The following is a 12,276-nucleotide window of genomic DNA, read 5'->3' on the forward strand; positions in this document are numbered from 1 at the left end:
CTGGGGCCACCCCGTGGTCCGGCCTGCTGCCGCCTACCGGAACGTGTCATAAGGGGAAGCCGGTGACGTGGATCCCGGGCATCGGCGCGCCCCGTACAGTGGTCTGATGTTCGACTGTCTGGAGATCAAGGCGCTGCCGCCGGGACCCCGGTTCGCTGCCACGCTGCGATTCTGGGTCAATGGTGAGGACGTCGTTCAGGAAGCGGTCGACGACGGTGGCCGCGGACCGTACGCGGCCCAGATGCTGCCGGCGGGGCTGCCCAGCCCGTTGCGAGCGACCGGCGAACCGCGCCGCCTGGAGCTGGGGGAACCCGAGTGCACGGGCGGCTGCTGCGGCTTCCTGACCGTGGTCGTACAGCGGTGCGGGGAGATCGTCCAGTGGTCGGACTGGGAGGTGCCGTGGTCGTCCCCTCTCACTCCCGCCCCCTCCCCGCCGCCGGAGCTCCACTTCGACGCGCATCAGTACGACGCCGAAGTGGCTCGCGCCGAGGCGGACCGCTGGTGGCAGGTGTACTCGTAGTCCACTACGACGGGCCTCGCTCGTCAGCAAAGGCCAGGAATCGATGAGTGACCCGATGCCAGTCGGCGTGACGTTGCTGGTGCTGTACTCGCCGCGACTTGAGGAATGCCGGCGTTTCTACCAGAGTCTTGGCCTGGACTTCACCGCGGAGCGGCACGGCCACGGTCCCGAGCACTACGCCGCGGTCCTTCCGAACGGCATGGTGTTCGAGCTCTACCCAGCCCGCCCTGAACGCCAGACGGACGCACTACGCCTCGGCCTGGCCATCGACGGCAACACGGCCACTCCACCACTCACACCAGGACACCACACCCTCACCGACCCCGACGGCCGCACGGTCGAAGTCCACTCGACCTGAGCACGACCCATCACTCTCCAGGCCGAAAGCACTGCCCATCCTCGGGTTCTGGCACAAAGTTGTGTGATGGGCTCACGCAGAGTGACTGCGGCTGTGAGGGCGGGTCAGATCTGGTTCCCCGGATGCCGGGCGTTCCAGGAGCTGATTATTGCTGCTCGCTGGTCGTCGAGATTCACGACATCTCCGGGGGTGCCGGGGCGAAGATGTCGACTATCTCAGAGCCCTCGCTCTGCCGTTCCGAACTCGTCGCGGACCTAGGCGGTGTCGTCAATGTGCCACGCTCACATCAAGAACGAGAGTCACGACTGCTGGTAGAACTGGGCCGTGCCTGCTCCGGAGCCGGCACGTATGACTCTCTTGTCCGGCGGCCTCTCCCCCTCCGCCCGGGCCCGCACCCTGGATCCCTCTTTGCCCCTGCGGACAAGTACCACCCACCCGATATCCCTGCTCCTGTCGACCACGCTTGCGGCTGCCACGCTCACCGGCTGCGCCCTGCTGGAACTCACCAGAGACTGCGAGGGGACTGACGACCGGGTAAAGGAGATGGCGGCGCTCGACATCCTCAACTCCCGGCCCGACGGAGCCACCATCGCCCGGGGATTCGAGGAAGTGGACGCCGGCTGCTGGGCGGACAGCGGTGAGGTCGTGGTGTATGCCGACCGGACGTACACCTTCCCTGGCACACGGGCCGAAGTGACCGCGCACTACTGGACGGCGGTGGTACGGGACGGATGGACTCAGGACCCCGAAGCCTTGCTCGGCGACCTGCGCTTCATCAGAGAGGACATGACCCTGTCGATCGTCTTCCTCACCGCCGAGCGCCTCGCGAAAGACGGTCATGGAAGCCGCCCCGACCTCACCACCGGGGCCGGCTACTCGGTCAGCATCGACTCGTACGTGAACAGCGACGCCAAGACGAGTCGCTAGGTTCTGCCGCCTATGTGATCTCGGCTGGTGAATCATGATCGGGTGATACGACGTCATGAACTGACGGATGCCGAGTGGGATTTCGTGCGGCCATTGCTGCCTCGGACGTCGATGGGGCGACCTCGGCTGGACGACCGGACGATGCTCAACGGGATCGTCTGGAAGTTCCGGGCCGGGGTGGCCTGGCGAGATGTGCCCGAGCGGTACGGCTCCTGGGCCAGCCTGCACACCCGCTTCCGCCGCTGGGCGGCGGACGGCACGTTCGACCGAATGCTGCAGACCGCACAGGCCCGGGCGGATGCAGCTGGAGACATCGACTGGCTGGTGTCGGTCGACTCCAGCATCGTCCGGTCCCATCAGCACGCGGCCGGGGCCCGAAAAGGGGGCACCGCAGCCCGGCGCTCGGTCGCTCCAGAGGCGGTCTGACCAACAAGATTCATCTGGCCTGCGACGGCCTGGGTCGCCCCCTCGCCCTGGTGGTCACCGGCGGCAACACCAACGACTGCACCCAGTTCACCGCCGTGATGAAGGCGATACGCGTACCCCGCCTCGGGGCGGGACGACCGCGTGTCCGGCCCGGCCACGTCATCGGCGACAAGGGTTACAGCTCGAAGGCGATCCGCGCCTGGCTGCGACGCCGGAGCATCCCGCACACTATTCCGGAAAGGGCCGACCAGGTCGGCAACCGGGCCCGGCGGGGCAGCCGGGGTGGCCGCCCGCCGGCCTTCGACAAACAGATCTACAAGCGGCGCAACATCGTGGAACGGTGCTTCAACCGCTTGAAGCAATGGCGCGGCATCGCCACCCGGTACGACAAGACTGCCGAGTCCTACAAGGCGGCCATCACTCTCGCATCACTCCTGATGTGGGCGTGACACTTTGACGACAACTCCTAGCCGAACCCGGCCGTTCCGCCCGGCAGGCTCGCTCGATCCCCCATCCGTGAAGCGGCCGCTTCGATGCCGGATGCCCGCAGCTTCCGCGCCAGGAGTTCCATCTCGGGCAGGGTCCCTGTGTACTGCCCGGTCGAAATCTGCTCCAGCACGGCCCGGACCTCGCCCAGTCCGATGCCGAGTTCCGCCCGCAGGACCCGCATGACGGCGGCGTTCCTTGTCTGCGGGGCCACCCGCAACCGTGCCCGCCCGTGCTCGGAGAGCAGTCGGTCACGCAGCTCCTCCGGCAGGTCACCGCCACAGACCGCCGCAGCGGACCCGCAGGCCGGACACGTCGACTCGGCATCCCAGCGGAGTTCCTCGCCCACCAGGGCCTGAACACCCAGCCACTCCGCCTCGGCACCGCATCCCGGGCACGCCGCGGAATACCTGATGGACTCGACCAAAATCGACTTCTTCATGGTCGCGCCCCTCAGAAGGAGATGTCGAACGGCAGGCGGCGAACGCATTCCGCGGTGGAAGGGTGCATCGATCTAGAGCCCGGGCAGTCGGTCGGCCAGGGTGGGAGAGCGGCGTTCCTGCAGCCAGTAGAGGTAGATCCGCAGGTCCGTCTCCAGGCTTCCGGCGTCGGTGCCGCCGGCGATGTAGGCCGCGAAGTCCAGAGCGCCCTCCACTGCTCGTTGGCTCGGGACCCACCGGTCGTACCGCTCCCACTCGTGCATCTGGTCTCTCAGGTACTCCAGGATCCGCTCCCGGTCCCGCCACCACTCCCGGACCAGCTCCGGTGTCCACCACTGGTCTCCGTCCCAGGCGTAGCCGTCCATGGGGTCCGCTTCGATGGCACTGAGTACGTCTCTCACCTCGTCCGGTGTGCGCGGTTGGCGGTATACGTACTCGGTGAAGTACTGACCGCCGTAGTGGACGTGACGCGGGGCTTCGAGCCGACCTGTCGCGCAGTTGTCCGTCTCGGCGCCGTACACCGGCCCCGGGACGTTGAGCCACAGCCGGTCGCCCCAGCGCCCGTGACAGCTCGGGTGCACTTGGAAGAGCACCGCCGCCGCGTCGAAGTAGAGCGTCATGGGGGCAGGGTACTTTTGCCCCCCGATCCACGCGTCGCGCGAGGGGCCGCTGGGTCTTTGTCTCACCACGGGCATCCACCGGGGGCAACGCCCGCTACCGGCGCCGCCACGAAAGAGGCGCCTGACGCGCCACCGCCTCGCGCTGTGTGCCCTGATGTGAGAGAGGTGCGCCTGAAATCAGCGTGCCAAGGCTACGGGCCTTTGGCATGATCACCCGGTTGTTCGACCGCGCCTGGTTTGGAGGAACATCACGGAAATCGACTACGAGCTCGCTCCGGCCTGGCTGCCGTGGTCTGCCGTCGATCCCGACCGCATCGCCTTCGACTGGGACGAAGCGGAGGCGTCCGAGATGACCGCGGTGATCGCCTCGATGGTGCCTGGTGACGATGCCGGGTGGGCAGAAAGACATCGCTTCACCAACGAGGTCACGGTGCTCCTGGCCGCCCGATACGGTCGATGGACCTGCGGATGGCATTGGGCGGGCGGCGAGGGCGTAGGCGGTGGCGGCGTCACCCAGTGGTGCTGCGCCTCCCATTCCGTGGATGAGCCCGTGGCAACGGCCGCCCTGGTGGTCGCGTCGCTGCTGGAGTGGCGCGATTGGCTGGAGGAGTTGGCGGATCGGTTCGAGCAGTTGGCTCCACCCCATGGAGCGCATGCCGAGGATCGCAGCTGGCATCTGGAACGGGCGGCGACCCGGCTCGTGACCGTGGTCATGGACCGTACGGGTGCCCAGTGCGGCTGGTACGGCCTCTGTCACACGGTGCTGACGTGGTTCCTCTCCTCCACGGGCATGGGAGCTCAGGACGCGAAAGCTGCGGTCGACACCGCGATCGGCGGACGGTTCGAGAGCTGGATCGCGCCATCGCGGACCCTCATCGACACCGTGGGAGAGGACCTCGCCGTGGAACTGACCGGAGTGCAGCCCTACCGTGAACACTGACGCCTTGGCCGCCTGGGGCCGGATCAGGAACGAGATCGACTGGACGTCAGCGGCCGGTGAGGCGACGGCCCCGGTCGCGCCCCTCGTGGACGGCTTTGTCATCTGGTGCCGGGAAGGCAGCCGTTCCGCGGATCCCGCTCGAGGCCGGCGATTGCTCGCGGCGCTGACTCGATCGCGCACCGACGCTTCTCATGGACTCCCGCTCACCTGCACGCTTCTGACCGGCTGGCAGCAGCTGGTCCTCGGCATACCTGGGGTGCGGTTCCGACAAGGCGACGCCTTCGCCAAAGGTGGCCGGGAGCGCTACGCCCTCACCTCACACACCCAGAACGACTTCGAGCGCTGTCTGCGCGACAGCGCCGACCCGCGAGTCCCCCTGGCCGCCCGCGCGGCCAGGGCGTACTTGGACGTGGCCTTCTTCCATCCCTTCCCGGACGGCAACGCCCGCCTCGCCATGCTCACCCTGGCCTACGTCTTGGAGCTGGAGGGAGTCCGTTTGGACCATGTCGGCCCTTTGCAGACCACGCGCTACGCGGACGATGACGCCGGGGCGGCCGACCTGGCCGCTCTGGTTCTCGTCCTCATCCGTTCGACCCATCAACGGGCCACCAGACTCCCCCGCCGAGGCAGCAGCCGTCCTCCGGTTCTCCTGAGCAGACCTATCGGAGGGTGATTCCTCGCCCGATGCTCCTGAGCCACTACTCCGCAGGCAGCCGTCGCCGGCCCTCCGGGGTGAAGGTGAAGGTCTGGCGGAAGGGCCCCCTTCCGAAGCGCACCGCGAGCAGGAGGGGCTCTTCATACGGTGGCGGCCATGTCTGCTCGGCTCCCGGAGCACCGCCGTTCCCTCCGTTCCAGAGGTGGAAGGACACCATCGGTTCCTGCGGGTTCTCGGTCAGGTAGCCGAGGGTCTTGCCGTAGGAGGGGTTCGTACTGCCGAACAGCACGGACGGGGCGCCGAACGCATCAACGACGTCGGTCCACACGCGGTCCTCAGCTGCCCACTGGCGGACCGTACCCTGCATGTGGGCGTGTTCGTCAGGGGCCAATACACGGTCGGGCTTGAGCCAGCCGCGTAGGTGCGCAAACTCGGCATACACCGAGGCAATTCCGTACTCGTAGTAGCGCTCCGGGATCAGATCACGGAACACGCCCGCGACACCGGTGCTCGACCAGGCACCGCGCTCTTGCCACTCGCGCTGCTGCTCGATCAAACCCTCTGGCTGGCACTCCACGACCAGCAAATGATCCACCAGCATCCGCAAGGCCAGCTCCGACTCCCTCCCGAACGCACTGGGACGCCGCACAGCGAGATTCAGCTCATCGATGAGATACGCGCGTATCTCCCCGGAGGCTGCAAGTGATCGGGAAGTAGGCACCCCACAGTCTCCCGCAGCCCGGCCACTGCCGAGTCGCGATCACGGACCGGCACCCAGCCAAAACCGACTGCCCGGATGCGATCCGTCGCCCGCTGCGGGCCAGCCGTGCCAAGCGATCGCCCACACGGCAGACTCGCCTCCAAGGCTCTGAGTTCACGCTACGGAGCGCGCACCGGGGTTGCGAGGCTCCGGTGCCTGTCAGGTGCGTGACTCCGACTCGGTGCGGAATTGCAGGGCGAGCTCGGCCGCCCGGGCAAGGCTCTGCTCGTCCGTCAGCATCACCCGGCCCCACGTACCGGAGTCGGTCCAGGCACACGCGATGGGCCTTCCGGCAGTCGATGCCGCGAAGCCACAGCTGAGCTTGCCGCCCCAGGGGCCCGCCTCGAAGGCCTTGACCTCGGTGGCCTGCGCGCCGGCGAAGAAGGTGCGCAGTTCGTGGGTCATGGTCTGGGAGCTCTTGGTTGCGGCCAGCTCGGCGTCCCATTCGACGGCGTTGATCTGCAGCACTGCGCCTACCGGTCCCTGGCCTGGGCCGTCGTAGAACCACTGCTTGCCCGACGTCGCCTGGCCCGAGGTCATCTGCTCGTACTCGGCGGCCTGGGTGCCGGTGATCAGGCGGTAGGAGCCGACGCGAGGGGCGGCGGCGATGACACGCTCAAGCTGTGCCGGTGCCTTCGTGGCGGTCGGGTCGGTGGTTGCGGAGTCCTGGACGACAGGGGCCGCGTCGGCGGCGGGTGGTTCCCCCTCGTAGGTGAACCCCCGCAGCAGTCCCGCCGCAGCGACGACCAGCAGCACACCCCGGACGATGTTCTCCCGCCGGACGGCAAGGGCCATGGCCCGTTCAGCGGTCACCCCGCCCGTCGGCTTCGGGCCGCGACGCCACGTCCGGGTCGCGACCCAGATGACGATCAGCGCTATGCCGGTCGCGAGGAGCACGCCCATGGCCTGGCCGTCGGCGAAGCTTTCCGAGTGGGGATCTATAGACGACATGATCATGGCGGAATCGTAAAGATCGCTGCACACCGTCTGCATCGCGGCAGGGTCACGGTCACACATCGATCGGCCACCCCGAAACGCCCGAGCACGACTCCGACGCGGCACGAGCGACATCGGCGCGGAGAGGCGCAACGGTGCGCTCCGAGGGAAACGGAGCGACCGCCGCACCCTCACTGAGCAGGGTCCTGGGATCGGTGAACGTCTTCGTCAGGAACACGTCGATGCCGCCTCGGCAAGAACGCTGGCGCCTCCGAACCCGTCGGCACGCGACGTCTCGACCGTCGACCGAGCCAGACGTCCATCACCGCGGGTAGGGGGAACAGAAGACGCCATGGCCTATCGGGCGGGGCTCGCAGCGGGCCAGTGTGGGGCCGCGCCCACAGTCCCCCCTGCCCGGTCGGCACCCGCCTCACGTCCCCTGCCGGCGTGCTGAACTGCGTTCCTTGAGCAGCGCTGGGCAACAGCGCCCATGGACTTTCGCGGAGCGATCGCCAGTGGCCCCTCATACGTCTGCCGGCACATTGTGGGAGCGCTCCCTACCTGGAACCATCACCCGGGTGACAACAACAGCCTTCGTCCGCCGCTACCGCCCCTCGGACCGCGCCGAACTCGCGGACATCTGCGTCAGGACGGCGCACGAAGGCGGGGACTCCTCCGGTCTCTACCCCGATCCCGAGCTGATGCCCGTGATCTTCGCCTACCCCTACGTGGAGCTGGAACCGGACTTCGCCTTCGTACTCGACGACGGCGCGGGGCGGGCCGTCGGCTACGCGCTCGGGGCACCGGACACCGCGGGCTTCGCTGCGTGAAGGTCTCCGCGGGCTCGAAGCTCAAGGAAGCCGCCAAGGGCAAGTAACCCCGCCCCCGCCTCCCGGTCCGCGCCGACCCGATGGCCCGCGCGACTAGATCAGCCGGATCGCGGGCGGCAGGGCACAGGTGCTGGACGTCTCCCCAGCAGGGGAAGGTGTCCTTCTTCTCGAGTGGCCGGGGCTCCCGGCAGGATCGAATGGATACGAGTATGGCCAGCGGTACCGTGAAGTGGTTCAACGCGGAGAAGGGCTTCGGCTTCATCGCCCAGGACGGCGGCGCGGATGTCTTCGCTCATTACTCCCACATCTCCGGCAACGGCTACCGCGAACTCGCCGAGGGCGAGACGGTGACCTTCGATGTGACGCAGGGGCAGAAGGGCCCGCAGGCCCAGAACATCGTCCGTGCCTGACCCTCAAGCCCGCACGGAAAATGCTGCCGGTTCCGCGTCGGACGCTGTGTAGAGTTGTTTCACCGACGCGGGGTGGAGCAGCTCGGTAGCTCGCTGGGCTCATAACCCAGAGGTCGCAGGTTCAAATCCTGTCCCCGCTACTAAAGGACAGGGGTCCGGCAACTGCCGGGCCCCTGTCGCGTATCCCCGCCATCACCGGGGGCGAACCTGGGCCGCGCTGCGTGGGTGAGCGCTGACTACACGCTGGCGGTGCGGCGGGCGCGTCCCGGCAGCGTTCGGCGAGAGCCGGGCGGGGCTGCTGGCGGCCGCGGTGGGCGGGCCTGAACGTCCCGGAACAGCTGGGTGCATGCCGGGTGAGCTGGTCTCACCGGTTCACGCGGCTGGGTAGCGTGCCCGGGCTGCGGGCTTATGGCACATCCCGGCGCCAGAACTGACGAAAGGGGACAGCGTGCTCCCTCTGGGCCAGATCCGTCAGCTCCTCCTGGAGTACGACGACCCCCGCCATCTGGAGCGACCTGAAGCTTTCGATCCGGACGCTGCACGGGAATGCTTCGCCCGGCTCGTGAGCGTCCTGGAGGAACGCTTCGGACCGTCCTGTACAGGTGGCCTGGCTCAGGATGCCAGCTTCTACGGCGTCATCGATGTTCCGGCGGACGCGACGGGTCTCGGCCGGCCTCTACGTGTCGCGATGAGCAATTTCGGTACCTACTTCGTCACCGTGAGAGGGGTGGTCGACGAGAGTGCCCCCGGCAGCGAGGCCGCTCTGACCCAGGAGTTCGTGACGTGGCTCGACGGCGTCTGTACGGCGGTGGGGTGCACCTTCGTCCCGGCGGAGCTGCTCCGTGAGCGCTACGACGGACCGTCGTTTCTGGAAGCGCACCGGGACGAGGAGCTGATCGCGGCGCTGGTTGCTGCCGGCGAGGTGACCGACGGCGAGGACGAAGCCGAGAGCGACGTGGGGGTGGCGTACTGGAACGATCGGTACTTCGCGTACATGTGAGACTTCTGCGGTTCGTTTGCCGCCGGGACACCGGGCGAGGGCAGCGGGCGAGGGCAGCGGCTGGGCACGTCATCCCCGTCGTCCAGGTGCTGGGGGCGGGCGGTGCCGAGCCCTACGGCGTGAGCTCCGCACGGGTGAGGGCTCGTACCCGTCAGGCGCCCGGGGACCTTTCGCCGCATCGCAGGACTGGGCTGGGCTCCAGGAACTCGATGCGAGCAGGGATGATCCATCCCCATGGCATTAGAATTGAACATGTTCAACAATCTGTTCCCGAGGGTGGCCGGGCTGCCCGCGTCCCGTGTTGCGGCGAGGGGACGGCCGACCGTATGCCGGTACCCCCCTTTCCGGCCCTCTGGAGAATGGTGGCGACCCGTCATGAGTGCTCAGCGCACCGCCTGCGCCGGCCGGAAGGCCACCGTGCTCGCCTGCGTCTACGTCGGGCTCATCGCAGCGGCGACCGCGGCCCGCGGGACGGCCGGACTCCACAGCGACCAAACCCAGGCCGTCCTGTTCTTCCTCTCCTTTCCGGGCTCCCTCCTCGTCACCACCTTTCTCGTCCTGCCCCTCGGTGCCCTCACCGGCAACAGCGGCGCCGAGACCGTCAACCCGTACGGACCGATGCTCCACGTTGTCGGCGGCGCCGCCCTCACCGGCCTTATCGCCTGCACGGCGGTGAACGCCTTCCGGCATGCACGGACCGCCCGCCGAAAGAAGCGACACCAGGTCGCACACGCCCTGGCGACGCAAGCGCAGCCGGGACCGTTGACACGGGTCACGCCTTCGAAAGCGGGGACTGAGCCGTTTTCATCCTGAATAGCTGCAGGTCAGCAGGGTGTGGACGGGCTGGACGGCGGTGCCGATGCGGTGAGTGGATCATCTGGCTCGTCGGAGCAGTCGCCAGGACATCAGCAGGGCGAAGGCGCGTTCGACAGATGCCCGGTCAGGCGGATTCGAGGAGGGGGCGGATCTCGACGGTCTCGGGGGTGGGCAGGCTCCTGGCCAGTTCGAGGGCTTCCGCGCGGTCGGCCACGTCGACGACGAACCAGCCGCCGAGGGTCTCCTCACCGGTGTGCGCGGGTCCGTCGGTCACCACCGTCGTCCCGTCGGCCGCGGTGCGTACGGTCGCGGGGGCGGTGTGCTCGGTCTCCAGGGCCTCGCCCCCCACCAGCTTCCCGGCCGCCGCGAGCCCGCCGATCCAGCCCTCGTACTCCTTGCGGTACGCGGCACGGTCGGCCTGGATCCGGCGGCGCGACTCGTCCGTCTCGAAGATCACGAGCGCGTATTTCATGGATGCTCCTCTCAAGCCGCCGTGTGGCGGCCGCTGTCAATTCGGCGGAGTGGGAAGGGGTGGTCAGGTGGTGATGCGGGCGAGCGCGCCGGTTTCGAGCGCGGTCCACAGGGCGCCGTCGGGGCCGACGGCGATGCCGTGGGGTTCGGAGCGGGGGGTGGGGAGGTCGTGGACGGTGAGGGAGCCGTCGGGGGTGAGGGCGCCGACGCGGTTGCCTCCCCATTCGGTGAACCACACGGTGCCGTCGTCGTCGACGGTGACGGCGTGCGGCCGTGCGGTGCGATCGGGCAACGGGAACTCGGTGATCCGCCCGTCGGGGGTGATCCGGCCGATCTGCCCGGCGGCGATCTCGGTGAACCACAGCGCTCCGTGGTGGCTCGCGGCGATTCCCACTGGTGCGGCCTCCTCGGTCGGAAGGGGGTGGAGGACGACGGCGCCGTCCATGCCGATCCGGCCGATGGCGTTGGCCTGGTTGAGGGTGAACCACATCCCGCCGTCGCCGCCAGCGGTGATCGCGGACGGGAAGGCGCCGGTCACGGGGAGCGGGAACTCGGTGACGCGGCCGTTGACGGTGAGGCGGCCGATGCGGTCGGCGGCGGTCTCGGTGAACCACAGCGCGCCGTCGGGGCCCGCCGCGATGCCGAACGGCCCGCAGTCGGGCGTGGGCAGGGCGAACTCGTCGATCACGCCGTCGGTGGCGATGCGTCCGATCCGGTCCGCCCGGTACTCGGTGAACCACAGGGCGCCGTCCGGGCCGGGGGTGATGACGGTCGGTCCGCAGTCGGGGTCGAGCCGGTGGCTCGTCGGTTCCCCGTCGGGGACGAGCCGGCCGAGTCGGCCGCCGTGGACGAGGGTGAACCACAGGGCGCCGTCCGGGCCTGTGGTGAGGGCGTAGGGTCCGGCCGTGGGGTCGGCCACCGTGCGCTCTTCGATGGACACCTGGGTCACAGGGTTCAAAGGGACTTGTCCAATCCGTGTTCGGTGGCGATGCGGGCGATGTCGGTGGGGGTTCCGGCAATGATGGTGCGGGCGTGGTCGGTGACGAGGTCGGCGGGCCACTCCCACCAGGCGGCGCGTTGCAGCCGTTCGACGTCGGCTTCGTCGAAGCGCCGGCGGATCGGCCGGGCCGGGTTACCGCCGACGATCGTGTACGGCGGGACGTCGGCCGTGATCACCGCGCCGGCCGCGATGATCGCGCCGTCCCCGATGCGTACACCGGGCATGACGGTCGCCCCGTAGCCGAACCAGACGTCGTTGCCGACGACCGTGTCACCGCGGCTGGGCATGGTGGTGACGATGTCCAGGGTCTGCTCGGCCCAGCGGCCGCCGAACATGGTGAACGGGTAGGTGGACACCCCCATGGTGGGATGTTCGGCCCCGGCCATCAGGAAGGTGGTCCCCGTGGCGAGCGCGCAGTACCTGCCGATGACCAGGCGCTCGGGCCCGTAGGCGTAGAGGACGTTGCGGTGCTCGAAGTCCGTGGCGCCGCCAGGGTCGTCGTAGTAGGTGTACTCGCCCACGGTGATGGTCGGCGAGGTGACCAGGGGCTTGAGGAACACCACCCGGTCGTGGGCGGGCAGCGGGTGGAGGGCGGTGGGGTCGGGAGACAGAGCTCTACTCCTCAGGAGGGGTGTGACCGGGCTGCGGCGGAAGAGGACCAGGAAACGGCTTCGGTCTGGA

The 12,276-nt window shown here is 68.5% G+C and carries 16 protein-coding genes, 1 tRNA gene and 1 pseudogene; 11 read left to right on the forward strand and 7 right to left on the reverse strand.

Annotated elements, in window-relative coordinates:
• Positions 1-106 precede the first annotated feature (106 nt).
• The 4 genes and pseudogenes from IE321_RS38230 to IE321_RS38245 all read left to right on the forward strand — a co-directional run bounded on the left by IE321_RS38230 (position 107) and on the right by IE321_RS38245 (position 2,680).
• Positions 107-520: a hypothetical protein gene (locus tag IE321_RS38230; protein ID WP_190226302.1), complete on the forward strand. Its 414-nt coding sequence runs from the start codon at positions 107-109 to the stop codon at positions 518-520.
• A gap of 43 nt (positions 521-563) precedes the next feature.
• Positions 564-878, forward strand: a complete 315-nt coding sequence (locus IE321_RS38235; RefSeq protein WP_190226303.1) for a VOC family protein — start codon at positions 564-566, stop codon at positions 876-878.
• A 543-nt stretch (positions 879-1,421) separates the two neighbouring features.
• Positions 1,422-1,805: a hypothetical protein gene (locus IE321_RS38240; RefSeq protein WP_229916755.1), complete on the forward strand. Its 384-nt coding sequence runs from the start codon at positions 1,422-1,424 to the stop codon at positions 1,803-1,805.
• Positions 1,806-1,916: 111 nt separating this feature from the next.
• Positions 1,917-2,680 (forward strand): annotated as a pseudogene (locus tag IE321_RS38245) (IS5 family transposase).
• A 17-nt stretch (positions 2,681-2,697) separates the two neighbouring features.
• Here IE321_RS38245 and IE321_RS38250 read toward each other — a convergent pair.
• Positions 2,698-3,159 (reverse strand): hypothetical protein, encoded by a 462-nt coding sequence (locus IE321_RS38250; protein ID WP_190226304.1) that lies wholly within the window; start codon positions 3,157-3,159, stop codon positions 2,698-2,700.
• A gap of 72 nt (positions 3,160-3,231) precedes the next feature.
• Positions 3,232-3,777 (reverse strand): ferredoxin, encoded by a 546-nt coding sequence (locus tag IE321_RS38255; RefSeq protein ID WP_190226305.1) that lies wholly within the window; start codon positions 3,775-3,777, stop codon positions 3,232-3,234.
• A 349-nt stretch (positions 3,778-4,126) separates the two neighbouring features.
• Between IE321_RS38255 and IE321_RS38260 the strand changes: the two genes are divergently transcribed.
• Positions 4,127-4,717, forward strand: a complete 591-nt coding sequence (locus tag IE321_RS38260; RefSeq protein ID WP_190226306.1) for a hypothetical protein — start codon at positions 4,127-4,129, stop codon at positions 4,715-4,717.
• Positions 4,707-5,390, forward strand: coding sequence for a Fic family protein (locus IE321_RS42545; protein ID WP_229916757.1), 684 nt, complete (start codon positions 4,707-4,709; stop codon positions 5,388-5,390). Before IE321_RS38260 ends, IE321_RS42545 begins: the two co-directional genes overlap by 11 nt.
• A gap of 25 nt (positions 5,391-5,415) precedes the next feature.
• On the opposite strand, the gene IE321_RS38270 is transcribed toward IE321_RS42545, so the two are convergent.
• Together IE321_RS38270 and IE321_RS38275 are read right to left on the reverse strand one after the other, a co-directional pair.
• Entirely contained in the window at positions 5,416-5,973 is a 558-nt protein-coding gene (locus tag IE321_RS38270; RefSeq protein WP_229916761.1) for a hypothetical protein, read from the reverse strand.
• A gap of 318 nt (positions 5,974-6,291) precedes the next feature.
• A complete protein-coding gene (locus IE321_RS38275; RefSeq protein ID WP_190226308.1) occupies positions 6,292-7,089 on the reverse strand; it encodes a hypothetical protein in 798 nt (265 codons plus the stop codon).
• A gap of 557 nt (positions 7,090-7,646) precedes the next feature.
• On the opposite strand from IE321_RS38275, the gene IE321_RS38280 reads away from it, so the two are divergent.
• From IE321_RS38280 to IE321_RS38300, 5 genes are all read left to right on the forward strand, one after another.
• Entirely contained in the window at positions 7,647-7,898 is a 252-nt protein-coding gene (locus tag IE321_RS38280; RefSeq protein ID WP_373316661.1) for a hypothetical protein, read from the forward strand.
• Between the two features lie 209 nt (positions 7,899-8,107).
• Positions 8,108-8,308, forward strand: coding sequence for a cold-shock protein (locus IE321_RS38285; protein WP_190226309.1), 201 nt, complete (start codon positions 8,108-8,110; stop codon positions 8,306-8,308).
• A 66-nt stretch (positions 8,309-8,374) separates the two neighbouring features.
• Positions 8,375-8,448 (forward strand) — tRNA-Met (locus IE321_RS38290).
• A gap of 308 nt (positions 8,449-8,756) precedes the next feature.
• Positions 8,757-9,308 carry a hypothetical protein gene (locus IE321_RS38295; protein WP_190226310.1) on the forward strand — a complete coding sequence of 184 codons (552 nt, stop codon included), beginning with the start codon at positions 8,757-8,759 and terminating at the stop codon, positions 9,306-9,308.
• A 375-nt stretch (positions 9,309-9,683) separates the two neighbouring features.
• Positions 9,684-10,121, forward strand: coding sequence for a hypothetical protein (locus IE321_RS38300; RefSeq protein WP_190226311.1), 438 nt, complete (start codon positions 9,684-9,686; stop codon positions 10,119-10,121).
• A 127-nt stretch (positions 10,122-10,248) separates the two neighbouring features.
• Here the strand turns inward: IE321_RS38300 and IE321_RS38310 are convergent, their stop codons facing one another.
• From IE321_RS38310 to IE321_RS38320, 3 genes are all read right to left on the reverse strand, one after another.
• Positions 10,249-10,596, reverse strand: coding sequence for a YciI family protein (locus tag IE321_RS38310; RefSeq protein ID WP_190226312.1), 348 nt, complete (start codon positions 10,594-10,596; stop codon positions 10,249-10,251).
• Positions 10,597-10,659: 63 nt separating this feature from the next.
• Positions 10,660-11,535, reverse strand: coding sequence for a Vgb family protein (locus tag IE321_RS38315; protein WP_229916759.1), 876 nt, complete (start codon positions 11,533-11,535; stop codon positions 10,660-10,662).
• A gap of 14 nt (positions 11,536-11,549) precedes the next feature.
• On the reverse strand, positions 11,550-12,206 hold the full coding sequence (locus IE321_RS38320) for a CatB-related O-acetyltransferase (protein WP_190226316.1): 657 nt from the start codon (positions 12,204-12,206) through the stop codon (positions 11,550-11,552).
• Positions 12,207-12,276 lie beyond the last annotated feature (70 nt).

The sequence above is a fragment of the Streptomyces hydrogenans genome (genome assembly GCF_014656075.1).
Classification (GTDB): Bacteria; Actinomycetota; Actinomycetes; order Streptomycetales; family Streptomycetaceae; genus Streptomyces; species Streptomyces hydrogenans.

What these genes read in the sequence shown, in the direction of transcription:
- IE321_RS38300 (WP_190226311.1), top strand. Translation starts at nt 9,684, where the DNA reads ATGAGTGCTCAGCGCACCGCCTGCGCCGGCCGGAAGGCCACCGTGCTC.
- IE321_RS38240 (WP_229916755.1), top strand. Translation starts at nt 1,422, where the DNA reads ATGGCGGCGCTCGACATCCTCAACTCCCGGCCCGACGGAGCCACCATC.
- IE321_RS38275 (WP_190226308.1), bottom strand. Translation starts at nt 7,089, where the DNA reads ATGATCATGTCGTCTATAGATCCCCACTCGGAAAGCTTCGCCGACGGC.
- IE321_RS38235 (WP_190226303.1), top strand. Translation starts at nt 564, where the DNA reads ATGAGTGACCCGATGCCAGTCGGCGTGACGTTGCTGGTGCTGTACTCG.
- IE321_RS38255 (WP_190226305.1), bottom strand. Translation starts at nt 3,777, where the DNA reads ATGACGCTCTACTTCGACGCGGCGGCGGTGCTCTTCCAAGTGCACCCG.
- IE321_RS38285 (WP_190226309.1), top strand. Translation starts at nt 8,108, where the DNA reads ATGGCCAGCGGTACCGTGAAGTGGTTCAACGCGGAGAAGGGCTTCGGC.
- IE321_RS38260 (WP_190226306.1), top strand. Translation starts at nt 4,127, where the DNA reads ATGACCGCGGTGATCGCCTCGATGGTGCCTGGTGACGATGCCGGGTGG.
- IE321_RS38270 (WP_229916761.1), bottom strand. Translation starts at nt 5,973, where the DNA reads ATGCTGGTGGATCATTTGCTGGTCGTGGAGTGCCAGCCAGAGGGTTTG.
- IE321_RS38250 (WP_190226304.1), bottom strand. Translation starts at nt 3,159, where the DNA reads ATGAAGAAGTCGATTTTGGTCGAGTCCATCAGGTATTCCGCGGCGTGC.
- IE321_RS38310 (WP_190226312.1), bottom strand. Translation starts at nt 10,596, where the DNA reads ATGAAATACGCGCTCGTGATCTTCGAGACGGACGAGTCGCGCCGCCGG.
- IE321_RS38230 (WP_190226302.1), top strand. Translation starts at nt 107, where the DNA reads ATGTTCGACTGTCTGGAGATCAAGGCGCTGCCGCCGGGACCCCGGTTC.